The 22,402-nt window shown below is 60.4% G+C and carries 17 protein-coding genes and 1 pseudogene; 10 read left to right on the top strand and 8 right to left on the bottom strand.

What is annotated here, in order from left to right:
• Positions 1–77: 77 nt before the first annotated feature.
• Positions 78–881: pseudogene (locus tag FOY56_RS21675) on the top strand (Mu transposase domain-containing protein); the annotation flags it as partial.
• Positions 878–1,630 carry an IS21-like element helper ATPase IstB gene (istB, locus tag FOY56_RS21680; RefSeq protein WP_146348247.1) on the top strand — a complete coding sequence of 251 codons (753 nt, stop codon included), beginning with the start codon at positions 878–880 and terminating at the stop codon, positions 1,628–1,630. The pseudogene FOY56_RS21675 and the gene istB, both read left to right, overlap by 4 nt.
• 338 nt (positions 1,631–1,968) lie before the next feature.
• Here istB and FOY56_RS21685 read toward each other — a convergent pair whose 3' ends face one another.
• On the bottom strand, positions 1,969–4,245 hold the full coding sequence (locus tag FOY56_RS21685; protein ID WP_146348248.1) for an adenosylcobalamin-dependent ribonucleoside-diphosphate reductase: 2,277 nt from the start codon (positions 4,243–4,245) through the stop codon (positions 1,969–1,971).
• A 67-nt stretch (positions 4,246–4,312) separates the two neighbouring features.
• Between FOY56_RS21685 and FOY56_RS21690 the strand changes: the two genes are divergently transcribed.
• Positions 4,313–4,771, top strand: a complete 459-nt coding sequence (locus tag FOY56_RS21690; protein ID WP_425468382.1) for a DUF1489 family protein — start codon at positions 4,313–4,315, stop codon at positions 4,769–4,771.
• A 16-nt stretch (positions 4,772–4,787) separates the two neighbouring features.
• On the opposite strand, the gene hisG is transcribed toward FOY56_RS21690, so the two are convergent.
• The 4 genes from hisG to FOY56_RS21710 all read right to left on the bottom strand — a co-directional run bounded on the left by hisG (position 4,788) and on the right by FOY56_RS21710 (position 8,929).
• Positions 4,788–5,477 carry an ATP phosphoribosyltransferase gene (hisG, locus tag FOY56_RS21695; protein ID WP_146348250.1) on the bottom strand — a complete coding sequence of 230 codons (690 nt, stop codon included), beginning with the start codon at positions 5,475–5,477 and terminating at the stop codon, positions 4,788–4,790.
• Positions 5,474–6,559 (bottom strand): ATP phosphoribosyltransferase regulatory subunit, encoded by a 1,086-nt coding sequence (locus FOY56_RS21700; protein ID WP_146348251.1) that lies wholly within the window; start codon positions 6,557–6,559, stop codon positions 5,474–5,476. The genes hisG and FOY56_RS21700 overlap by 4 nt, the downstream gene beginning before the upstream one ends.
• Complete coding sequence (gene hisS / locus FOY56_RS21705; protein ID WP_146348252.1) at positions 6,559–8,031, bottom strand: histidine--tRNA ligase; 1,473 nt, start codon at positions 8,029–8,031, stop codon at positions 6,559–6,561. The genes FOY56_RS21700 and hisS overlap by 1 nt, the downstream gene beginning before the upstream one ends.
• A 94-nt stretch (positions 8,032–8,125) precedes the next feature.
• A complete protein-coding gene (locus FOY56_RS21710) occupies positions 8,126–8,929 on the bottom strand; it encodes a crotonase/enoyl-CoA hydratase family protein (RefSeq protein WP_146348253.1) in 804 nt (267 codons plus the stop codon).
• A 105-nt stretch (positions 8,930–9,034) separates the two neighbouring features.
• On the opposite strand from FOY56_RS21710, the gene FOY56_RS21715 reads away from it, so the two are divergent.
• The 3 genes from FOY56_RS21715 to FOY56_RS21725 all read left to right on the top strand — a co-directional run bounded on the left by FOY56_RS21715 (position 9,035) and on the right by FOY56_RS21725 (position 11,563).
• Entirely contained in the window at positions 9,035–9,229 is a 195-nt protein-coding gene (locus FOY56_RS21715; protein WP_146348254.1) for a SlyX family protein, read from the top strand.
• Between the two features lie 377 nt (positions 9,230–9,606).
• On the top strand, positions 9,607–9,993 hold the full coding sequence (locus FOY56_RS21720; protein WP_246139560.1) for an NUDIX hydrolase: 387 nt from the start codon (positions 9,607–9,609) through the stop codon (positions 9,991–9,993).
• Between the two features lie 85 nt (positions 9,994–10,078).
• The gene (locus tag FOY56_RS21725) at positions 10,079–11,563 is read left to right on the top strand and encodes an inorganic phosphate transporter (RefSeq protein ID WP_146348256.1); all 1,485 of its coding nucleotides are present in this window, start codon (positions 10,079–10,081) and stop codon (positions 11,561–11,563) included.
• A gap of 83 nt (positions 11,564–11,646) precedes the next feature.
• On the opposite strand, the gene FOY56_RS21730 is transcribed toward FOY56_RS21725, so the two are convergent.
• The 3 genes from FOY56_RS21730 to dnaE form a co-directional block, all read right to left on the bottom strand.
• Positions 11,647–11,988, bottom strand: coding sequence for an EF-hand domain-containing protein (locus FOY56_RS21730; protein WP_146348293.1), 342 nt, complete (start codon positions 11,986–11,988; stop codon positions 11,647–11,649).
• 5 nt (positions 11,989–11,993) lie between these two features.
• Positions 11,994–12,230, bottom strand: a complete 237-nt coding sequence (locus FOY56_RS21735) for a glycine zipper 2TM domain-containing protein (protein WP_246139561.1) — start codon at positions 12,228–12,230, stop codon at positions 11,994–11,996.
• Positions 12,231–12,341: 111 nt separating this feature from the next.
• Positions 12,342–15,866, bottom strand: a complete 3,525-nt coding sequence (gene dnaE, locus FOY56_RS21740) for a DNA polymerase III subunit alpha (RefSeq protein ID WP_146348258.1) — start codon at positions 15,864–15,866, stop codon at positions 12,342–12,344.
• A gap of 380 nt (positions 15,867–16,246) precedes the next feature.
• Between dnaE and xdhA the strand changes: the two genes are divergently transcribed.
• The 4 genes from xdhA to FOY56_RS21760 are packed head-to-tail and all read left to right on the top strand — an operon-like array spanning position 16,247 to position 22,398.
• On the top strand, positions 16,247–17,620 hold the full coding sequence (gene xdhA / locus FOY56_RS21745) for a xanthine dehydrogenase small subunit (RefSeq protein ID WP_146348259.1): 1,374 nt from the start codon (positions 16,247–16,249) through the stop codon (positions 17,618–17,620).
• Entirely contained in the window at positions 17,617–19,962 is a 2,346-nt protein-coding gene (xdhB, locus tag FOY56_RS21750; protein WP_146348260.1) for a xanthine dehydrogenase molybdopterin binding subunit, read from the top strand. Before xdhA ends, xdhB begins: the two co-directional genes overlap by 4 nt.
• Complete coding sequence (xdhC, locus tag FOY56_RS21755; protein WP_146348261.1) at positions 19,952–20,884, top strand: xanthine dehydrogenase accessory protein XdhC; 933 nt, start codon at positions 19,952–19,954, stop codon at positions 20,882–20,884. Before xdhB ends, xdhC begins: the two co-directional genes overlap by 11 nt.
• Positions 20,881–22,398 carry an ABC transporter ATP-binding protein gene (locus FOY56_RS21760; RefSeq protein ID WP_146348262.1) on the top strand — a complete coding sequence of 506 codons (1,518 nt, stop codon included), beginning with the start codon at positions 20,881–20,883 and terminating at the stop codon, positions 22,396–22,398. Before xdhC ends, FOY56_RS21760 begins: the two co-directional genes overlap by 4 nt.
• The last annotated feature ends 4 nt before the right edge of the window (positions 22,399–22,402 follow it).

Here is a 22,402-nt window from a genome sequence, read left to right on the forward strand (position 1 = left end):
CATAAACCACAACGCATAACTAACGGTGGGTCAAATCTCGGTGAAAATACCGGGTCAGTTCTCAGTGACATTCAACAGGTAATGACAAAGGCAATGTCGAAGGGGTGATCGGCTACGGGCGGCGGAACTTCCTCGTGCCCGCTCCCCGGTTCAACAGCTTCGATGATCTCAACGCACCGCTGGAAGAACGATGCCTGAAGCGTCAGGAAGATACCGTCCGTGGCCACGCCGAGCCCATCGACGATCGCCTGATGCGCGACCTGGATGCGCTGATGGCTCTGCCGCCCACGCCTTATGATGCCTGCGACAAGGTCAGTACCCGGGCGACGTCAATCTCGATGGTCCGATACCGCAACAACGATTATTCCGTCCCGGTCGCCTACGCACACCACGAGGTTCAGGTCCGGGGCTATGTCCATGAGGTGGTCATCGGCTGCGGCGCAGAGGTGATCGCCCGCCACAACCGGTGCTACGAGAAGGCCGACATGGTCTTCGATCCGATGCATTACCTGCCTTTGCTGGAGCAGAAGGTCGGGGCATTGGATCAGGCGGCGCCGCTACAGGGCTGGGAGCTGCCAGATGAGTTCGCCACCCTGCACCGGTTGCTGGAAGCGCGGATGGGAAAGAAGGGCAAGCGGGAGTACGTGCAGGTTCTGCGCCTGCTGGAGACCTTTGAGATGGCCCATGTCCATGGTGCCATCAAACAGGCGCTCGATCTCGGCGCCATCGGCTACGACGCGGTCAAGCATCTTGTGCTGTGCCGGATCGAGAAGCGGCCACCGCGGCTTGATCTCGACATCTATCCCTATCTGCCCAGGGCACAGGTCAAGACGACGGACCCGGCCAGCTACAAGGTGCTGATGTCCGGGGCAGCGTCATGACAGATACCCCACAGGTCCTGTTGCAGCATCATCTCAAGAAGCTGCGGCTGCCGACCTTCAACAGCGAGTACGACAAGCTGGCCCGGCAGTGCGCGGCAGAGAACAAAGATCATGTGCAGTATCTGCTGCGGCTCTGCGAACTGGAACTGATCGAACGCGAACGCCGGATGATCGAACGCCGGATAAAAGCCGCGAAGTTCCCGGCGACCAAAAGTCTTGACAGCTTTGACTTCAAGGTCATCGCCTCTCTCAACAAGACCCTGCCTATGGAACTGGCCCGCTGCGCCTTTGTGGAACGGCGCGAGAACGTCATCGCTCTGGGTCCAAGCGGCACCGGCAAGACCCATGTCGCTCTGGGGCTCGGACTGGCGGCCTGCCAGAAGGGTCTGAAAGTGCGTTGCACGACAGCTGCCGCCCTGGTCCACGAACTGATCGAAGCTGCCGACGAACGGCGCCTTCAGCGTATTCAAAAACTACTGGCCAGTCAGGACCTTCTGATCATCGATGAACTGGGCTTCGTTCCCCTCAGCAAAACCGGCGCCGAGTTACTGTTCGAGGTCATCTCCCAGAGATACGAGCGTGGTTCAATCATCATTACCTCGAATTTGCCATTTGACGAATGGACAGAGGTCTTTGGCTCAGAACGTCTCACGGGGGCCATTCTCGACCGTCTGACCCACCATGTGCACATCCTGGAGATGAACGGCGAAAGCTTTCGTCTACGACAGAGCCGCAAAGCCCAAAACTGAAATCCCCGAAAATACGGCAGACGTGCCGGCCTCCGGCCAGCGCGCCTTGGCACGCGTCAGCTCTATGGAAAGCACGCGCGCAAAGGCGCGGCTCAAACTGAAAACTGGCCAATATCTCTCCGGGAAACTGACCGATTTTATACCGGGATTGACATATCCCGTCAACAGCTTTTCAAAATGAGGGGGGCGCCAGATCCTGAAATCTGGCGCCCCCTCATATCATTTAAAAACAAAGACTTAGGGACTCATGGGCACTAATGACCTTGTTTTTGGGCGTTAAAACCGCCCAAATGGGTCTCAATTACCTTGCGGATCACACACAAACACACCCGGTCCAATCACCCACACTTGGAATGTCCGCAACTGGCGCAGGTCATGCAACCTTCGATCATCCGCATCTCGAACTGACCACAACTGGGGCACGCTTTACCGAGCGGCACATCCAGATTCACCACTTGCGCTTTCGGGTCAGATTTCAATCCCATGCCTTCCCCCTCGATGAAGTCAATGGCGATCATGTGCTGTTCGATCACCCCGCCGATGGCGGCAAGAATTGACGGGATGTACTTCCCTTTCATCCAGGCGCCGCCGCGCGGATCAAACACGGCTTTGAGCTCTTCGACGACGAAAGACACATCGCCCCCGCGCCGGAAAACTGCCGAGATCATGCGGGTCAACGCCAGCGTCCACGCATAGTGTTCCATGTTCTTGGAATTGATGAACACTTCGAACGGGCGCCGATGCCCGCCCATGACGATGTCATTGATCGTCAGATAAATCGCATGTTCACTGTCCGGCCATTTCAACTTGTAGGTATTGCCTTCCAGCGATTGCGGCCGGTCCAGCGGTTCGGACATATACACCACCTCGGCCCCGTTTCCAGCCTCGGTCGCGATGTGCTCGGGCGGCACGCTCTCTGTCTCACTCACACTCAGCACCGACCCGGTCACGTCATTGGGGCGATAGGTTGTGCAGCCTTTGCAGCCCAGATCCCAGGCTTGCATGTACACATTCTTGAAATCGTCGAACGAGATATCCTCGGGGCAGTTGATGGTCTTGGAAATCGAACTGTCGACCCATTTCTGGGCGGCCGCCTGCATCTTGACGTGATCTGAGGCCGGCAAAGTCTGCGCGTTGACGAAGTAGTCCGGCAGGTCGACGTCACCAAACTTGTCGCGCCACATCTGAACCGCGTAATCCACGACTTCTTCTTCGGTCCGCGATCCGTCTTTCTGCAAAACCTTGCGCGTATACGCATAGGCAAACACCGGTTCGATCCCGGACGACACGTTCCCGGCATACAGCGAAATGGTGCCCGTCGGCGCGATTGACGTCAAAAGCGCATTGCGGATTCCATGTTCTGCAATGGCGTCGCGCACATCGGCGTCCATCTCGCGCATGGTGCCGCTGTCCAGGAATTTCTCGGCGTCGAACAACGGGAACGCCCCCTTTTCCCTGGCCAGTTGAGCCGACGCCAGATACGCGGCGCGGGCGATCGCGTGCAGCCAGTCTTCGGTTTGACGCGCCGCCCGGTCGGACCCATAGCGCAGCCCCAACATCAACAGCGCATCCGCCAGCCCGGTCACTCCCAGCCCGATGCGTCGCTTGGCCTGCGCTTCGGCCGCCTGTTCCGGCAGCGGGAATTGCGAGGTGTCGACGACGTTGTCCATCATGCGCACCGAAGTGGCGACCAGTTTGTTCAGCACATCCAGATCCAGTGCTGCCTCAGCACCAAACGGGTCTGTGACCAGCCGGGCCAGGTTGATCGACCCCAGCAGGCAGGCGCCATAGGGTGGCAACGGTTGTTCCCCGCAGGGGTTCGTCGCGGCAATGGTCTCGCAATAGCTGAGGTTGTTCAGCTGGTTGATCCGATCGATAAAGATCACACCCGGTTCGGCGTAATCATAGGTCGCCTGCATGATCTTGTTCCACAAGGTCCGTGCATCAACCGTGTGATAGACCTTTCCATCAAAGACCAGTTCCCATGGGGCATCGGCCTTGACCGCATCCATGAACGCATCCGTCACCAGCACCGACATGTTGAACATGCGCAGGCGGGCGGCGTCGGATTTGGCCGTGATGAACTCTTCGATATCGGGATGATCGCAGCGCATCGTCGCCATCATGGCCCCCCGGCGCGAGCCCGCCGACATGATCGTGCGGCACATTGCATCCCAGACATCCATAAAGCTCAGCGGGCCGGACGCATCCGCCGCAACGCCAAGCACATCCGCGCCGCGCGGTCTGATGGTTGAGAAATCATAGCCGATGCCGCCACCCTGCTGCATGGTCAGCGCCGCTTCTTTCAGCATCTCGAAAATGCCGCCCATGCTGTCGGGGATCGTGCCCATGACAAAACAATTGAACAGTGTCACCCGCCGTGCCGTCCCTGCCCCGGCCGTAATCCGACCCGCTGGCAGGAACTTGAAATCCTCAAGGGCGTGATAAAACGCCTCTTCCCAAACCGATGGATCGTCCTCGACCTGCGCCAGATCACGGGCGATGCGCCGCCAGCTGTCTTCGACCGTCAGGTCAATGGGTGTTCCATCCGCTTCCTTGAAACGGTATTTCATATCCCAGATCTGTTCAGCAATCGGGGCAGCAAAGCGGGTCATGGCGCGATTCCTCGGATCAATGCGGATCACCACAATACCTTGAAGCTTGCTCCATTTCCACTACCATATGGGCCTCAATTTCGGGGGTGAGTCCGTGAGCACGTTTGTACATCTGATCAAGCTGAGCGTCGGGTCGGAAAGCATCGAAACGCTGGCCGAGTGGCAGGAAACCGGTGCTGTGAGAACGGCGGACGGCTATCCCAGTCATGTCACCCGGATGTGGCCCAAGCGCGAACCCGAGATCATCAATGGCGGTTCGATTTATTGGGTGATCAAGGGCAGCATCCAATGCCGCCAGCGTATCATTCGACTGGACGAAGTATTCGGGTCAGACGGCATCCGCCGTTGTGCCATCGTGCTGGACCCCGACGTGCATCGTACACAAAACGCCCTGAAACGTCCGTTTCAGGGCTGGCGGTATCTCAAACCAGAAGACGCGCCCCGCGACCTGCCGAAAGGCCGGGTACAGGACGACGCGATCCCGGATGAGCTGAACCAGGCCTTGGCTGAAATCGGGGTCCTCTGACCCGCCAGACAGGGTCTCAGGCCAGCCTGTCCAGCAGGTCTCTGAGCGTCGCCTTTTCGTCACTGTCACAATCAGCCACCCGGCTGCGCCACAGGGTGGCCTGTGATTTCAGGATCAGACCGTCGCTCAGGATCTTCAGGTGGTTGGCGCGCAGGGTTTCCCCGGTCGACGTGATATCGGCGATGGCCTCGGCCGTTTCGTTCTTGACCGTGCCCTCGGTCGCGCCCTGACTGTCGACCAATTGGTAATCCGCCACGCCGCCATAAGTCAGAAATTCGCGCACCAGCCGATGATACTTGGTCGCAATCCGCAAGCGGTGGCCGTGGCGCGCCCGAAACGCCGCCGCCGCCGCGTCCAGATCGTCAAGCACATCGACATCAACCCAGAATTGCGGCACGGCAAGGATCAGATCGGCCTGACCAAACCCCATCAGCGCAACTTCCTCGACCTGTTGTTCCCAGCGCGGCAGCTTTTCCTGCACCAGATCGGTTCCGGTGACGCCAAGGTGAATGCGCCCGGCGGCCAGTTCCCGCGGAATTTCACCCGCAGACAGCAACACCAGCGACACGCCGTCGATCCCGGCGACAGCGCCGGAATACTCCCGGTCAGACCCGGTGCGCGCAAGCTGAATGCCGCGCTTGCCGAACCAGTCAAAGGTCTTTTCCATCAACCGGCCTTTGGACGGAACTCCAAGTTTCAGGCTCATTGCGCGGCCTCCAGTTCCAGCATAAGGCCCGGACGCAGCACGCCACCAACAGCCGGAATTTCGACCCCGCGCCCCAGTTCGCGGGTCAACGCATCGTATCGCCCGCCCGTCGCTACGGGCGGCAGATCGGCGCGCGAGGCTGCATAGAATCCGAACACGAACCCATCGTAATACTCCATCGATGTGCGGCCATAACTGGTTTCAAACTCAACGTTCTCAACGTCGACGCCACGCGCCGCAAGCGCGTCAATCCGATCATTCAAACGATCCACCGCCGGAGCGATCTGTGGCAAGTCCACGGCCACGTCCTTCAATTGCTCCAAGGCAAAAGGTAACGTCTCGCGCACCGCCAACAACGTATCCAGCCCGACCATTTCGTGATCCGAAATCGGAGGGGTTTCTGCATCCGCACGCAAAGCCTCAATCCGGGCCGCAATCTCGGCCCGGCTGCGCACTCCGATTTCGGTTGCTGTGGTGGCCAGAGGGTCAGCTGACGCCAGCAAAGCCGTGCGTGTGGCCGGGACCGGAGTCCGCCCCGCAAACCGATCCAGCAAAACCCGGAACCGGCGCGGGCGCCAGATATGGCGCATCAGGGCCGCCTTGCGACGCTCGGTCGTTTTCAATCCCCGCACCGCGGCCATCAGAATGCCGATATCTCCGGTCGAGGACCGCACATGCAGCCCGGACAGGATCTCTGCGATCAGGGCATAGACCTCGGCGTCGGCAGCGGCCGGGTTTTCGCGGTCAAACACCTCGTACCCGACTTGCAGGTATTCGTTGGCGCGGTCCGGATCGTGTTCCTGACGGCGAAACACTTCACCGGAATAGGTATAGCGGGCGGGTTCAGCCCCCTGTTCCATATGCATCTGGACAACCGGAACCGTGAAATCCGGGCGCAGCACCTGTTCACCGCGCAGCGCGTCCGAGGTGACATAGGCGCGGCCCCGGATGTCTTCACCGTAGAGGTCCAGCAACGTGTCGGCGGGTTGCAGAATGGGCGTTTCAACGGGGATAGCCCCCTGCCCTTCGAAGAAGCCCCGCAGCCTTGCGGCGCGGGCAAGAATGTCAGCGCGTGTTGGCATCAGCTTTGGCTTTCAAGGATGGCCCGCACACGCGCAACCAGATCACCGCGCGGCACTTCAAACTGATTGGTGCGCTCTTTCCACTCTTCAAGCGTGGCGTTTTCAGCGATCTTCGCACCCAGGATCAAATCCTTGATCTGCACGATCCCGTTGGCTTTTTCGTCACCACCTTCGATGACGGCCATCGGGCTGTTGCGGCGGTCCGCATATTTCAGCTGATTGCCGAAGTTCTTGGGATTGCCCAGATAAACCTCGGCCCGGATCCCGGCATTGCGCAGCTCGGCCACCATCGCCTGATAATCTGCCATGCGGTCGCGATCCATCACCGTAACCACGACGGGGCCATGTTCGTGCGCGGTCAGACGGCCCTTTTCGCGCAAAGCCGCCAACAGCCGATCAACGCCAATAGACACACCTGTCGCAGGCACTTCCTGACCGGTAAAGCGTTTGACCAGATCGTCATAACGCCCACCACCGGCAACCGATCCGAACTGCCGCTTGCGGCCTTTTTCGTCAAAGATTTCAAAGGTAAGCTCGGCCTCATAAACCGGGCCAGTGTAATACCCAAGGCCGCGTACTACGGAGGGATCCAGTTCGATCCGATCCGCGCCATAGCCCTGCGCGCTTAGCAGAGCCGCGATCTGTTCCAGTTCGTCGATACCCTTGCCGCCAATGTCGGACGTGCCGACCGCGTCGCGCAGGTTGGTCAGGGTCGCCGTCGCATCAGCCCCTTTTGAGGTCAGAAAGGCGACCACGGGGTCGGCCTGGGTATCGGTCAGACCAATGCCGTCGATAAATGCGCCCGACGCGTCCAGCCGACCCTTGGTCAACAACTCGCGCACGCCAGCCTCGCCGACTTTGTCGAACTTGTCGATCGTGCGCAAAACGTCGTGGCGCTGCGCCTCATCGGCCAGCCTCATTGCTTCGAGCACCCCATTCAGAACCTTGCGGTTGTTGACGCGGATCAGATAATCGCCGCGCGGGATACCGACCTCTTCCAGAGTGTCGCTCAGCAAGGCACAAATCTCGGAATCTGCGGCCATAGACGCGCTGCCGACAGTGTCTGCATCACATTGATAAAACTGACGATATCGTCCCGGACCCGGCTTTTCATTGCGCCAGACCGGCCCCATCGCATAGCGGCGATACGGCGTGGGAAGGTCGTTGCGATGCTGCGCAAACACCCGCGCCAGCGGGGCTGTCAGGTCATAACGCAGCGCCAGCCAGTCGCTTTCATCCTCTTGCCAGGCGAACACACCTTCGTTGGGGCGATCGACATCCGGCAGGTATTTTCCCAGTGCCTCCACCGTCTCCACGGCGCTGCTGTCCAAGGCGTCAAAGCCATAACGATGATAGACCCCGGCGATGGTGTGCAGCATTTCGTTGCGTTGGGTGACTTCTGCACCGAAATAATCGCGGAAGCCCTTTGGCGTCTCGGCCTTGGGGCGGGGTTGTTTTTTGACTTTGGCCATGGCGGCCTCCTGGGGGAACGGGGTTCGCGGCGGGGTCTAGCCCAAGGCCGCCGCCGGGGCAAGCAAAGCCATGGTTAACGCGAGGCCTTCTGCCTTAAATCTCGGAGAAATCACCGGAGCGACCTTTGCCAGCGGCAAAGCGCGCGGCACCCTCGCGGCCTTCTTTCACAAACGCCGAGGCCGAGACCCATTCGCGGCGCAAACCGGCGGCCAAATCGGAGGGTGCGGGTCGGGCCGAAAGATGATCCGCGCGCATACAGGCTTGTGGAAACCGTGTCAGGTCGCGGGCTAAACTTTGTGCCATTGCAAGGGCTTGCCCCTCGACGCTGATCCGGTCGGCAAAGCCCATCTGCTGTGCTTCGGACGCGTCCACGGGGCGGCCTGTGAGGATCAGATCATTGGCGCGACCCTGTCCAAGGATGCGCGGAAGTCGCACGGTTCCGCCATCAATCAATGGAACGCCCCAACGGCGGCAAAAGACGCCTGTGACGGCGGTTTCAGCCATAACGCGCATGTCGCACCAGGCTGCAAGTTCCATCCCGCCTGCGACGGCGTGACCTTCGATCGCAGCGATAACAGGCTTGGACAGCATCAACCGGCTTGGCCCCATCGGGCCGGGAATCGGCTGTGTTATCGGGTCGGTCCAATCGTCCGGTATGGCGACCTCCTGAAACCAGCCGTCCGCTGTCCCTGCGCCCGCTGCTTTCAGATCGAACCCGGCGCAGAAATAGCCATCTGCCCCGGTCAGGACCGCAACCGAGGATGCACTATCTGCCTCAAACGACTGAAAAGCCTTGAAAAGTTGGCGTGCTGCTTCCGGATCAACGGCATTGCGCGCGTCGGGCCGGTTGATGGTGATCGTGGTCACGGCATCAACGGTCTGTGATGTAACGGACATGACAAATCCTCCCTTAACTCCAGTCTGCGACGGTGGCCGTCGTCGTCGCAACCCGGTTGGCGCGGTGACGTAACGACGATATGAGCGCAGGAAAGGAGACCGAACATGCAGGTTCTGGAAGAACGCATCGCGCATCTTGTGCGCACCGTGGACGAGTTGAGCGACGTAGTTGCCCAGCAGCAAACCGAGATCGACACTTTGACGCGTCGGGTCCACATGCTGATGCAGCGCGAGGGAGAGCGCGAGCAGTCGGGTACTGGCGGTGTGGTGCTGGGCGACGAAACGCCCCCCCATTACTGAGAGCGGGTTGTGAATTGTCCGTTTTGTACAGACCGTTTCAGCCCCTTTGTCCGTTTTGTACATCGCTGAACAAGGCGGAAACAGGCGGTGACCGGTGCTGTTCTTCACAAGGCATTCCCGAGCGGGTCACAGACCTTGCGGTCCAAACTCCACGTTGGCCTGACAGCCCCTGAACGGCGGCTTAGTCGCCAGTAAAAAGCGCGTCTTGGACGTCATCAAACGCTCGTGACTGTGTGAGATTTGTAGTTTCCGACTTTATCATTTATAAACCTATGCATCAGATAAACAATTTAAGTGGAATGTTGATGAGCGTTGCCCTTCAAACAATCTGGGAGTCCTTCTTAGGACCCCTGCTAAGTCGCCCCAAAAGACTGCAGATGGCTGCCCTGTGCCATCGTGGCGAGGGGGACGGAAGGGAATACCTGCTTGTCACCAGTCGCGGCACCGCGCGGTGGATCATTCCCAAGGGGTGGCCAATCCGTGGGTTGAAGGCCAACGAAACGGCGTTGCGAGAAGCCTGGGAAGAGGCTGGCGTCAAAAAGGGCAAGGCGACACGTGATCCTGTCGGAACCTATACCTATCAGAAACGACAGGATTCCGGGTGGGAATTTCCTGTCGAAACTCTGGTCTATTCGGTTGCCGTCAATGACCTGTCGGATGACTTTCCCGAAGCCCATGAACGCACCCGCAGATGGGTCAAGGCGGATACCGCTGCCGAGCTGGTCAATGAACCCGAACTGAAGTCTATTTTCCGCAGTCAGTAAGTAAATTCTGTCGACCTGTATTGTATGGTTGATTTTATCGTCATGAGGGCTGTAGTCGTCTTCCCCGAATTGGGGGACGACACATATGACTGACCAAAAGGGCGATCCAAGCCATCTTGAAACGCTGGATCGCGATCTGGCACGGTATTCTACGCTTGAAATGGCGACCAGTTATGTGTCGAGACCGATGGTCGGTCCGGGCATTTCGCTTGTCTTTGTTGTGCTGGCCGGCCTGAGCGCAATGCTGTTTTTCGGACAGACCAGCAATTCCATGATCGTGGTCGTGGCGGCCTGTCTTGGCGCGTACATGGCGCTGAACATCGGCGCCAATGACGTGGCCAACAATATGGGCCCTGCGGTTGGAGCAAATGCACTGACCATGGGCGGGGCGATTGCCATTGCGGTGGTCTTTGAAAGCGCCGGGGCGCTGATCGCGGGCGGAGACGTGGTTTCGACCATCGCCAAGGGCATCATTGCGCCCGAAAGCATGGGCACCGCTTCGGTCTTTGTCTGGGCGATGATGGCAGCCCTTTTGTCTGCTGCGCTTTGGGTCAACCTTGCCACCTGGATCGGCGCGCCGGTTTCAACGACGCATTCGGTTGTTGGCGGTGTCATGGGGGCCGGTATCGCTGCGGCGGGGTTCGCGGCTGTCAGCTGGCCCACCATGGGCAAGATCGCGGCCAGCTGGGTGATTTCGCCCGTTCTGGGCGGGGCCATCGCTGCCGCCTTTTTGTGGCTGATCAAATCCCGGATCATCTATCGCGATGACAAGATTGCCGCTGCGCGCGTCTGGGTGCCCGTGCTGGTGGGCATCATGGCAGGCGCGTTCGCCTCATATCTGGCGTTGAAAGGCTTGAAAAAGATCATCAAGATCGACCTGCCGACAGCGTTGATGATCGGTGCCTTTATCGGTGGGCTGGTCTGGCTTGTGATGATCCCGGCGATCCGCAAGCAATCGCAGGGGCTGGAAAACCGCAACAAGTCGCTGAAAATCCTGTTCGGTATTCCGCTGGTGGTTTCCGCCGCGTTGCTGAGCTTTGCGCATGGTGCCAATGACGTCGCCAATGCTGTTGGTCCGCTGGCCGCGATTGTTCAGGCGTCGCAATCGGGCAGCTTTACCGATGCTGTCAGCATCCCGTTCTGGGTTATGGTGATCGGCGCCTTCGGGATTTCGTTTGGCCTGTTCCTTTTCGGCCCCAAGCTGATCCGGATGGTTGGTGGCCAGATCACCAAGCTGAACCCGATGCGGGCCTATTGCGTGGCTTTGTCTGCGGCGATCACGGTGATCATCGCAAGCTGGCTTGGCCTGCCCGTCAGTTCGACCCACATCGCAGTTGGCGGTGTTTTCGGGGTCGGGTTCTTTCGCGAGTGGGACGCCGAGCGGCGGATCCGCCTGGCCCGTCTGGAGATGCCGGATCGCGCAATCTATGCCCCCGAAGAACGTCGGCGTCGCAAGCTGGTCCGGCGGTCGCATTTCATGACGATCATTGCCGCATGGATCATAACCGTCCCTGCTGCGGCGATCTTGTCCGGGGTGATCTTCTTCCTGATCAATTCGGCCATGGGCTAGGCCATCGTCACGCAACATGAATGCGCCCTCATCCGATGGATAAGGGCGCATTCACAGGTCCGATGTATTTCGATCCTGAAAGGTTAGTCCAGCACACCGTTGCCGTCGGTATCCGCGCTTTGGAAATCGCGAACCATCTGCGCTGAGTATTCAGACGACGAAATCATGCCGTTGCCGTTGGTGTCTGTGGCATCGAATGTCTCAGGATCAAGAAAGGTTTCGACCTCGGCAGGGTCAAGTTGACCATTGCCGTTCGTGTCCATCGGAGCGAAGAACACGCCCATCTGCTGGACGAACTCATCCTGGGTCACCTGAGAATTTGCGTCGACATCCAGATGGATCAGTGCCGATCCCGGCATCGTATCTGACAAGGCCAGCGTTGCGGTGCAGGTCAACGCGGCGGCGCAGAGAAGGGTATGTTTCATGGCGACTACCTCACACAGTTCATGGATGTGGCTGCGGTGACCGCACCAGTTCCGGCACCGGCGGCTGTCATGATCGTATTGCCCCGACCGCCGCCGAACTGATTTCCGATTGCAGCCCCGATAACCGCGCCTGCGAGCGTGCCGCCGACACAGGCGACTTCATGCTGCGCTTCGGGGGTCGCGGTGCAGGCACCGAAACCCAGAAGAAGGGGAAGAAGGCTTAACTTTGCCAGCTTGATCATTGCAGACCTCATGTTTTTCTAACTGAAAGTTATGCGGATCAGCTGCCCGTCTGTCCAGATAGACAGCCACGGGGAAAGCGGAAGTTGGCCGAGCGATTGCTGCGCGGTGCATCACAGCTCTTCTACGGCCAGAACCCCATCCAGCGATTTGATGGCGCCCTTGATTTGCGGATTGATGGCGAAATCCTGGCCCAGATCCATCTCGACCTCGCCCGGGAGTTCGGGGTTCAACAGGCACAACTGTATCGGCCCCTTGCCTGCCCCGCGCACCGCCGTTGCGGCGTCTTCCAGAACGCGGCCCACCAGATCGACGGTGTTCAGGTCGTCAAGGAAGATGCGCAGGCCGGTGGCACCAGCTTCGGCAACGGTCAGATCGACCGGCCCGACCGAACGGCCCAGCAGTTTCAGCTGATCGCTTTCCATCGCGGCCTCTGCCATGATGACGACCTTGGCCCCGGTTTCCAGAAAGTCGCGGCTTTTCTCAAGCGCTTCCGAGAACAGGGTGACTTCGAACGCGCCGGTCGTGTCCGACATCTGCACAAAGGCGAACCGGTTGCCACGGGCCGATTTACGTTCCTGACGGCCTGCCACGACGCCGGCCAGTTTGGCCAGAAACGGTCCGCGCCGGGCTTTTTCAGTGACCTCGTCCAGTGTCAGCACGCCCTTGCGCTTGAGCGCTGTCATATAGTCATCCAGCGGATGCCCGGAGAGGTAAAAACCGATGGCGCGGAATTCTTCGGCCAGACGTTCGGCGGGCAGCCAGTCGGCAACGGGCGAGAGGCGCGGTTCGGGCAGGTCTTCACCTGCGTCGCCGAACAGCGACACCTGCGCGCTGGCTTTTTGTTCGTGGATCGCCGAGGAATAATTGACCAGCGGATCAAGGCTTTCGAACATGCGGCGGCGGTTGGGGTCAAGCTGATCGAACGCCCCGGCGCGGGCCAGCATTTCGAGAGGGCGTTTGCCGACGCGTTTCAGATCGACCCGGCGGGCCAGATCGAACACCGTGGCAAAGGGTTTGTCGACACCATCGATCTTGCGCCCTTCGGTGATCAACCGCATCGCTTCGACGCCAACGTTCTTGAGCGCGCCCAGCGCATAGACCAGCGCACCATCGACCACTTTGAAGGTCGCATCCGAGCGGTTCACGCAAGGTGGAACATAGGGCAGGCTGAGCCCTTTCCGGACCTCTTCGAAATAGGTGGCAAGCTTGTCAGTAAGGTGGATATCGCAGTTCATCACACCGGCCATGAATTCGACCGGGTGGTTCGCTTTCAGCCAGGCGGTCTGATAGCTGACCACGGCATAGGCGGCGGCGTGGGATTTGTTGAAGCCGTAGTTGGCGAATTTTTCCAGAAGATCGAAAACCTCGGTCGCCTTTTTCTTGTCGACGCCGTTTTCCTTGGCGCCTTTTTCGAACTTCGGGCGTTCGGCGTCCATCGCCTCTTTGATCTTTTTACCCATGGCGCGGCGCAACAGGTCGGCGCCGCCAAGCGAATAGCCCGCCATGACCTGCGCGATCTGCATCACCTGTTCCTGATAGACGATGATGCCCTGGGTTTCGGCCAGAATATGGTCGATGGACGGGTGAACGGATGTGATTTCCTTGAGGCCGTTCTTGACCTCGCAATAGGTCGGGATGTTCTCCATCGGGCCCGGACGATAAAGCGCCACTAGGGCCACGATGTCTTCGATACAGGTGGGTTTCATGCGCTTGAGCGCATCCATCATGCCCGAACTTTCCACCTGGAACACGGCGACAGTCTTGGCTGCGGCGTAGAGCTTGTATGACTTTTCATCATCCAGCGGGATCGCGTTGATCTGGTTGGTCGCGCCTTCGGCGGGTTCGTACAACTGTGTGCCATCGGCCGCGATATGCAGATCGCGCCCGGATTTGAAAATCTGATCCATGGCGTTCTGGATCACGGTCAGGGTCTTCAGGCCAAGGAAGTCGAACTTGACCAGCCCAGCCTGTTCCACCCACTTCATGTTGAACTGGGTCGCGGGCATATCGGATCGCGGATCCTGATAGAGCGGCACAAGCGCGTCCAGCGGCCGGTCCCCGATGACCACACCGGCGGCGTGGGTCGAAGCGTTTCTGAGCAGCCCTTCGACCTGCTGGCCATAGGTCAGCAGGCGTTCCACCACCTCTTCTTCGCGGGCGGCGTCGCGCAGGCGCGGTTCGTCTTTCAGCGCCTTTTCGATCGAGACCGGTTTGACGCCTTCCACCGGGATCATCTTGGACAAACGATCCACCTGGCCATAGGGCATTTGCAGCACCCGGCCCACATCGCGCACCGCGGCCTTGGACAGAAGCGCACCAAAGGTAATGATCTGCCCGACCTTGTCGGTCCCGTATTTGTCTTGCACATATCGGATCACCTCTTCGCGGCGATCCATGCAAAAGTCGATGTCAAAGTCAGGCATCGAGACCCGTTCGGGGTTCAGGAACCGTTCGAACAGCAGCGAATAGCGCAGCGGGTCAAGGTCGGTGATCAAAAGCGCATAGGCCACAAGGCTGCCCGCGCCCGAGCCCCGCCCGGGGCCAACCGGGATTTCGTGATCCTTGGCCCATTTGATAAAATCGGCAACGATCAGGAAGTAACCGGGGAAGCCCATCCCTTCGATAATGCCCAGTTCGAAATCCAACCGCTCCTGATATTCTTCCACCGGTACGGCGTGCGGAATCATCGACAGACGATATTCCAGCCCCTCTTGCGCCTGCCGACGCAGTTCAGCGACCTCGTCATCGGCGAATTTCGGCAGGATCGGGTCGCGCCGATACGTCATGAAGGCGCAGCGTTTGGCGATTTCAACCGTGTTTTCAATCGCCTCGGGCAAGTCGGCGAACAGCGTGACCATTTCCTGCTGGGATTTGAAATAATGCTGCGCGGTCAGGCGGCGGCGGTCTTCCTGTTGATCGACATAGGCCCCGTCAGCGATGCAGATCAGCGCATCATGCGCCTCGTACATCTCGGTTTTGGGGAAATAGACATCGTTGGTGGCCACCAGCGGCAGGTTCATGTCATAGGCGATTTCGACATGGCCGCGTTCGGTCAGACGCTCGGCCTCGGGCTGGCCGTCTTCGCCCGGATGGCGCTGCAGTTCGATATAGAGACGGTCGGGAAACGCGGTTGCGAGGCGTCGCACCAGTGTTTCAGCGTCGTCCCGCTTGCCCGATTGCAGGTGGCGCCCCACGGGGCCGTCCGGCCCGCCGGTCAGGCAAATCAGGCCATCGGCGTGTTGCTCCAACTCGGGCAGCGTGACATGGGGTGGCTTGCCGTCCTTGCGCAGATAGAGGCACGAGTTCAGCTTCATCAGGTTTTCATACCCGGCCTCGGTCTGCGCCAGCAGCACCAGACCCGCAATCGGCGGCACATAGGTCCGGCCCGGCGCGGCGACGGTCTCTTCCTCGAACATCAGATCGACCTGACAGCCGACGATGGGCTGGATGCCTGCATCGCTGGCCGTGACACTGAATTCCAGCGCCGCGAACATGTTGTTGGTATCCGTGATGGCGACGGCGGGCATATCCGCATTGGCGCACAGACCGGGCAGCTTCTTGAGGCGCATGGCACCTTCCAGAAGCGAATACTCGGTGTGGACGCGAAGGTGGATGAATCGGGGGTCACTGCTCATCCCGGCACCCTATCCTGCGGCCGGGGGCCTTCGCAATCGGGGCCAGACCCGGCACGACAAATTCAGCGGATCCACGTTTCACCTGATCGTTTGCACAGAAACTGGTCACGATTGTTCGTAAAAACCGAAAGGACCTTCTGTGGACTGAATCGGGCAAAATGGACTTACCATATTGTTAATACACGTTTTTTAAGGTCACCGAGACGGATGACCCAAAACGGAACGCCCAAAAACACCGCACTCGTCGTGTAGTTTCGCTTGCCACAGGCAAGCCGGTCTTTCTAACCTCTGGGGCGGAATGACGGCCTGCTCCTCTTTCTACGTCGCATCGAAGGGGGACATCAAAGGGCACAACGGGGTAACGCGACGGGTTTCAAAATATGGACATCACGTTTCTTCTGAATGGAGAGACCGTGGACCTGACGGGGGTCGCACCGACGGTGACCCTGCTGGACTGGCTGCGCGAAGACCGTGGGCTGACCGGAACCAAGGAAGGGTGCAACGAAGGCGATTGCGGTGCCTGTACGGTCATGGTGACGGATCAGGGCGGGCCAAAGGCGTTGAACGCCTGCATCCTGTTCCTGCCACAACTGCACGGCAAGGCGATCCGCACGGTCGAAGGTGTCAGTGGGCCAGAGGGAGATCTTCACCCGGTCCAACAGGCGATGATTGATCATCACGGGTCGCAATGCGGGTTCTGCACGCCGGGGTTCATCATGTCGATGGCCGTGGGGCACCAGACCGGTGCGACCGATCATGACACCCAACTGGCCGGGAACCTGTGCCGCTGCACGGGATATGCGCCGATCATCCGGGCCGCGAAGGCTGCGGCGGATGTTCCGGCACCCGATTGGCTGAGGGACGCCCCGGAGGCGCGAGCCGACGCGAGTGCGGAGGCGGGCCGGGCTTTGCCCGGCTCCTCCGACGCGCTCGCCCGTGCCTATGAACAGCATCCCAATGCGACGCTGGTGGCGGGGGCGACGGATGTGGGGCTCTGGGTTACCAAACAACTGCGCGATCTGGATCCGGTGATCTTCCTCAACCGCTGCGATGATCTGAAAGGTGTCGAGATCGACGCAGACTGCGTGAGGATCGGGGCCATGACCGACATGGAAGATCTGCGCGCCGTGATGGCGGATCTGCATCCGTCTTACGGCGAAATGATCCGCCGCTATGCCAGCGTGCAGGTGCGCAATGCCGCAACCATTGGCGGCAATATCGCCAATGGATCGCCCATCGGAGACAACCCGCCCGCCCTGATCGCCCTTGGTGCCAGCCTGCATTTGCGCAAGGGCGACACGCGGCGCGAAATGCCGTTGGAGGCGTTCTTTCTGGACTATGGCAAACAGGACCGCCTGCCCGGCGAATTTGTCGAGGCCATCAGTTTTCCGCGCCAGCCCGACCGGCTGAAATGTTACAAGCTGTCCAAACGGTTCGATCAGGACATCTCGGCCGTGTGTGGATGTTTCAACATCACCGTGACCGATGGCACCGTGGCTGAGGCGCGGGTCGCCTTTGGCGGCATGGCCGGCATCCCGAAACGCGCGCGCCACGTCGAGGTCGCCTTGGAAGGACAACCATGGGAGGCCGCGACAATCACCATGGCGCAGGCCGGGTTTGAACAGGATTTCACCCCCCTTGGCGACATGCGCGCCTCGGCCGCCTACCGGTTGGAGACAGCAAAGGCGATGCTGGAGCGTTACTTTGCCGAAGACATCGGCGGCGCACAATCTGTGCTGGAGATAGCCCCATGAGCGTCACCATCCCCCTGCCCCATGACGCCGCGCGCATGCATGTCACCGGGACTGCGCGCTATGTTGACGATATTCCGACACCTGCGGGGAGTTTGCATCTGGCGTTCGGGTTAAGCCCGATCGCACGAGGGCGGATTACGGGTCTTGATCTGGACGCGGTGCGCGCAGCCCCCGGGGTTGTCGCGGTGATGACCGCCAAGGATCTGCCCTTTGCCAACGATGTCTCCCCTTCTGCGCACGACGAACCGCTGTTGGCCGAGGACGAGGTGTTTTATGCCGGTCAGCCGGTGTTTCTGGTGGTCGCCACATCGCATCTGGCCGCGCGCAAGGCCGCGCGGTTGGGAGATATGCGCTTTGAAGACCTTCCCGCGATCCTGACAATCGAACAGGCGCTGGCCGCCGACAGCCGGTTCGAGGACGGGCCGCGCGTCTATGGCCGTGGCGATGTCGGCCCGGCAATTGCAGCGGCCCCCCGGCAGGTTGAAGGTGAGTTCGAGCTGGGCGGACAGGAGCACTTTTACCTTGAGGGTCAGGTGGCCCTAGCGCTGCCGCAGGAAGGTGGCGATATGGTCGTGCATTCCTCGACCCAGCATCCGACCGAGATTCAGCACAAGGTGGCCGAGGCGCTGGGTGTGCCGATGCACGGTGTGCGGGTTGAAATCCGGCGCATGGGCGGCGGGTTTGGTGGCAAGGAAAGCCAGGGCAATGCGCTGGCGGTGGCCTGTGCGGTGGCAGCGCGGGCGACGGGCCGGACCTGCAAGATGCGCTATGACCGCGACGATGACATGACTATCACCGGCAAACGGCACGCGTTTCGCATCGCGTATCGCGCCGGGTTCGAGGACGACGGGCGGCTGATCGGGGTCGATTTCACGCATTACGCCATCTGCGGCTGGGCGATGGATTTGTCGCTGCCGGTGGCGGATCGCGCGATGCTGCATGCCGATAACGCCTATTACCTGCCAACAGTGCGGATCGAGAGCCATCGGCTGAAGACCAATACCCAAAGCGCCACCGCCTATCGCGGGTTTGGCGGGCCGCAAGGCATGGTCGGGATCGAACGGGTGATGGACCATATCGCGCATGATCTGGGGCTGGACCCAGTTTTAGTGCGACAGCGGAATTATTATGCGGCTCCCGTCGGGGGGGGCGCTGCCCCCCGGCCTTCGGCCTCCCCCCGGGGTATTTCGAACAAGAAAGAAGCAGGGCGCGTGACGCCTTACGGGATGGAGGTCGAGGATTTCGAGCTGCAAGGGATGACCAACGCTTTGATGGAGTCTTCGGGCTATGCGGCACGGCGCGCGGCCATTGCGGCGTGGAATGCCGACAATGCGGTGATCAAGAAGGGAATCGCATTTTCGCCGGTGAAGTTCGGGATTTCCTTTACCCTGACCCATCTAAATCAGGCGGGCGCCCTGGTGCATGTGTATCAGGATGGGTCGGTTCATTTGAACCACGGTGGCACCGAGATGGGGCAAGGCTTGTTCCAGAAGGTGGCGCAGGTGGCGGCAGATCGGTTCGGGATTGGATTGGAGGCGGTGAAGATCACCGCCACGGACACAGGCAAGGTGCCCAATACCTCGGCCACGGCGGCGTCGTCCGGGTCGGATCTGAACGGGATGGCGGTGAAGGCCGCGTGCGATACAATCCGCGACCGCATGGCGGCGTTTCTGGCCGAGCGGGCGCAGGCGGATGTGAGCGATGTGCGCTTTGCAGATGGTCGCGTATTTGTCGGGGCGGATGAGATGAGCTTTGCCGAGGCGGCAGCGGCGGCCTATCAGGGCCGGATCAGCCTGTCGGCCACCGGGTTCTATAAAACACCCAAGGTGGCATGGGACCGGATCAAGGGTGAGGGTCGGCCGTTTTTCTATTTCGCCTATGGCTGCGCGGTGACCGAGGTGGCCATTGATACGCGCACCGGGGAAAACCGGATTCTGCGGGCCGATCTGTTGCATGATGCAGGCGCGTCATTGAACCCGGCTTTGGACATCGGACAGGTTGAAGGCGCTTATGTTCAGGGGGCCGGGTGGCTGACGACCGAAGAGCTGGTCTGGGACGACGCGGGACGGCTGCGCACCCATGCGCCGTCGACCTATAAGATCCCCGCCTGTTCGGATCGCCCCGACGTGTTCAACGTGGGTTTGTGGGGCGCTGTTAACCGGGAAGATACGATTTACCGGTCAAAAGCCGTGGGAGAGCCGCCGTTCATGCTGGGGATCTCGGCGTGGTTGGCGTTGAGCGATGCCGTGGCAGCCTGTGGCACGGCGTACCCGGCCATGGATGCGCCCGCGACAGCGGAAGAAGTCTGGCGCGCGGTTCGGAGGGTTCGGGATGGGGTTTGACCTGACCGCCTTGCGCGCGGCTGTGGCCGCGCATGGTCGCGTGGTTCGAATCGTTGTGGCCTCGGTCCAGGGATCGACACCGCGTGAGGTCGGCGCGGCGATGCTGGTCTGGGCGGACGGGCAATCGGGCACGATTGGCGGTGGCACGCTAGAGTTTGAGGCGGTTGGAACCGCACGATCGGGGGTTTTGGGGCTGTCGCGCCATGCCTTGGGGCCGGATCTGGGACAATGCTGTGGCGGTGCGGTGCAGGTGTTGAGCGAAGCCTATGACGCCGACGCGGTGGCCAGGTTGACGGGGGACGTTGTGGCCCGATCTGTGACCGGCGCGGCGGAGATGCCATTGTCGGTCAGGCGCCTGATGGCAGAGGCGCGCGGTCAGGGCGTGCGGCCCCCTTCCCGGCTGATTGAGGGTTGGATGGTGGAACCCGTGGCGCGGGCCGAGCGGCCCCTTTGGGTCTGGGGCGCGGGTCATGTTGGGCGCGCATTGGTTGATGTGCTGGCGCCGTTGCCTGATCTGGCGATCACCTGGGTCGATACCGGGTTTGATCGGTTTCCGGCGGATGTGGCGGAGGATGTGACGGTGTTGCCCGCAGCCAACCCGGCGGATCTGGTGCGCCATGCCCCTGCAGGGGCCGAACATCTGATCGTCACCTATTCTCATGCGCTGGATCTGGAGTTGTGTCATCGGCTTTTGTCGCATGGCTTTGATTTTGCCGGGTTGATCGGGTCGGCGACAAAATGGGCGCGGTTCCGGTCGCGTCTGGCAGCCCTTGGCCATGGGCCGGAACAGATTGCCCGGATCACCTGCCCGATTGGCGATCCGTCTTTGGGGAAACACCCCCGGGCAATCGCCCTTGGCGTTGGGGCTGCATTATTGCAGGGTGCCCGCGCCGCTGAAAACAGAAAGGACCGTCACGCGTGACAGATACGCTTTTGAGCATCCGGGGGCTGACCAAAGCTTATCCCGGGGTCGTCGCCAACAACGACGTGTCCTTTGATATCGGCGTCGGCGAAGTACATGCCTTGCTGGGTGAAAATGGCGCCGGCAAGTCGACGCTGGTCAAAATGATCTATGGGCTGGTCAAACCCGACACCGGCGAGATGGTGTTGCGTGGTCAGCCCTTTGCCCCGCCCGAGCCCCGTGCGGCGCGGGCTGACGGGATCGCGATGGTGTTTCAGCATTTCTCGCTGTTTGACGCGCTGAACGTGGCCGAAAATATTGCGCTGGGAATGGAGACTCCGCCCCCGATGCGGGATCTGGCGGCGCGCATTCGTGAGGTGTCAGAGACCTATGGCCTGCCCTTGGACCCGTTTCGCACGGTTGGCGATCTGAGTGCCGGCGAACGCCAGCGGGTCGAGATTATTCGCTGTCTGCTGCAGGACCCCAAGCTGCTGATCATGGACGAACCGACCAGCGTGCTGACCCCGCAAGAAGTCGAGATCCTGTTTCAGACGCTGAACAAGCTGCGCTCGGAAGGGACGTCGATCTTGTATATCAGTCACAAGCTGGAAGAGATCCGCACGCTGTGTGACACCGCGACGATCCTGCGGCTGGGTCAGAAGGTCGGTACCTGTGTGCCTGCTAAGACCACGGCGCGCGACATGGCTGAGATGATGGTGGGATCGACCCTGCACACCCCGGAACGCGCCGGGCGCGATCTGGGCGAGGTGGCGTTGGACGTCAGCGGGCTGTCGGTGCCCTCCCCGTCGGCCTTTGGTACGGCGTTGAAAAATGTGCATCTGGTGGTGCGGCAGGGCGAAGTGTTGGGCATTGGCGGCGTGGCCGGGAACGGGCAGGACGAATTGCTGAACGCGCTGTCCGGCGAAGTGCGTTCGGAAAACGGTGCGATCAAGATGCTGGGTGATCCAATCGGGAAACTGGGTCCAAAGGCGCGGCGCGGCTTGGGCCTGCTGACCGCGCCTGAAGAACGTCTGGGCCATGCGGCGGCACCGGATATGAGCCTGACCGAGAACGCCTTGCTGACCGGGTCTGTGCGCGAAAACCTGGAAACACGTGGCTTTCTGAAATGGGGCGCGGCGCAGGATTTTGCAGAGCGGATCATCAATGCGTTTGACGTGCGCACGCCGGGTCCGTCAAATGTGGCACGGTCGCTGTCGGGGGGGAATTTGCAGAAATTCGTCATCGGCCGGGAGGTGTTGCAAAACCCGAAAGTTCTGGTGGTGAACCAGCCGACTTGGGGCGTGGATGCCTCTGCGGCGGCGTCAATCCGGCAGGCCATTCTGGATCTGGCGGCTGAGGGCTGTGCGGTGGTCTGCATCAGTCAGGACCTGGACGAATTGATGGAAATCTCGGACCGGTTTGCGGCCTTGAACGAGGGCCGATTGAGCGCGCCCAAGCCGACGCAGGGGCTGTCGGTGGATGAAATCGGGTTGATGATGGGCGGCGCCCACGGGATGGAAGTGGCACATGTTTGATATG

The organism is Falsiphaeobacter marinintestinus (assembly GCF_007923355.1).
GTDB classification, from domain to species: Bacteria; Pseudomonadota; Alphaproteobacteria; order Rhodobacterales; family Rhodobacteraceae; genus Phaeobacter_A; species Phaeobacter_A marinintestinus.

Excerpts from the sequence above, each read along its gene's own strand:
- FOY56_RS21735 (WP_246139561.1), bottom strand. The coding sequence starts at position 12,230 with ATGATCAAGCTGGCAAAGTTAAGCCTTCTTCCCCTTCTTCTGGGTTTC.
- FOY56_RS21710 (WP_146348253.1), bottom strand. The coding sequence starts at position 8,929 with ATGTCCGTTACATCACAGACCGTTGATGCCGTGACCACGATCACCATC.
- FOY56_RS21690 (WP_425468382.1), top strand. The coding sequence starts at position 4,313 with ATGGGCCTCAATTTCGGGGGTGAGTCCGTGAGCACGTTTGTACATCTG.
- FOY56_RS21685 (WP_146348248.1), bottom strand. The coding sequence starts at position 4,245 with ATGACCCGCTTTGCTGCCCCGATTGCTGAACAGATCTGGGATATGAAA.
- dnaE (WP_146348258.1), bottom strand. The coding sequence starts at position 15,866 with ATGAGCAGTGACCCCCGATTCATCCACCTTCGCGTCCACACCGAGTAT.
- FOY56_RS21715 (WP_146348254.1), top strand. The coding sequence starts at position 9,035 with ATGCAGGTTCTGGAAGAACGCATCGCGCATCTTGTGCGCACCGTGGAC.
- hisG (WP_146348250.1), bottom strand. The coding sequence starts at position 5,477 with ATGAGCCTGAAACTTGGAGTTCCGTCCAAAGGCCGGTTGATGGAAAAG.
- istB (WP_146348247.1), top strand. The coding sequence starts at position 878 with ATGACAGATACCCCACAGGTCCTGTTGCAGCATCATCTCAAGAAGCTG.
- hisS (WP_146348252.1), bottom strand. The coding sequence starts at position 8,031 with ATGGCCAAAGTCAAAAAACAACCCCGCCCCAAGGCCGAGACGCCAAAG.
- xdhC (WP_146348261.1), top strand. The coding sequence starts at position 19,952 with ATGGGGTTTGACCTGACCGCCTTGCGCGCGGCTGTGGCCGCGCATGGT.
- FOY56_RS21700 (WP_146348251.1), bottom strand. The coding sequence starts at position 6,559 with ATGCCAACACGCGCTGACATTCTTGCCCGCGCCGCAAGGCTGCGGGGC.
- FOY56_RS21720 (WP_246139560.1), top strand. The coding sequence starts at position 9,607 with ATGGCTGCCCTGTGCCATCGTGGCGAGGGGGACGGAAGGGAATACCTG.
- FOY56_RS21725 (WP_146348256.1), top strand. The coding sequence starts at position 10,079 with ATGACTGACCAAAAGGGCGATCCAAGCCATCTTGAAACGCTGGATCGC.
- xdhB (WP_146348260.1), top strand. The coding sequence starts at position 17,617 with ATGAGCGTCACCATCCCCCTGCCCCATGACGCCGCGCGCATGCATGTC.
- xdhA (WP_146348259.1), top strand. The coding sequence starts at position 16,247 with ATGGACATCACGTTTCTTCTGAATGGAGAGACCGTGGACCTGACGGGG.
- FOY56_RS21730 (WP_146348293.1), bottom strand. The coding sequence starts at position 11,988 with ATGAAACATACCCTTCTCTGCGCCGCCGCGTTGACCTGCACCGCAACG.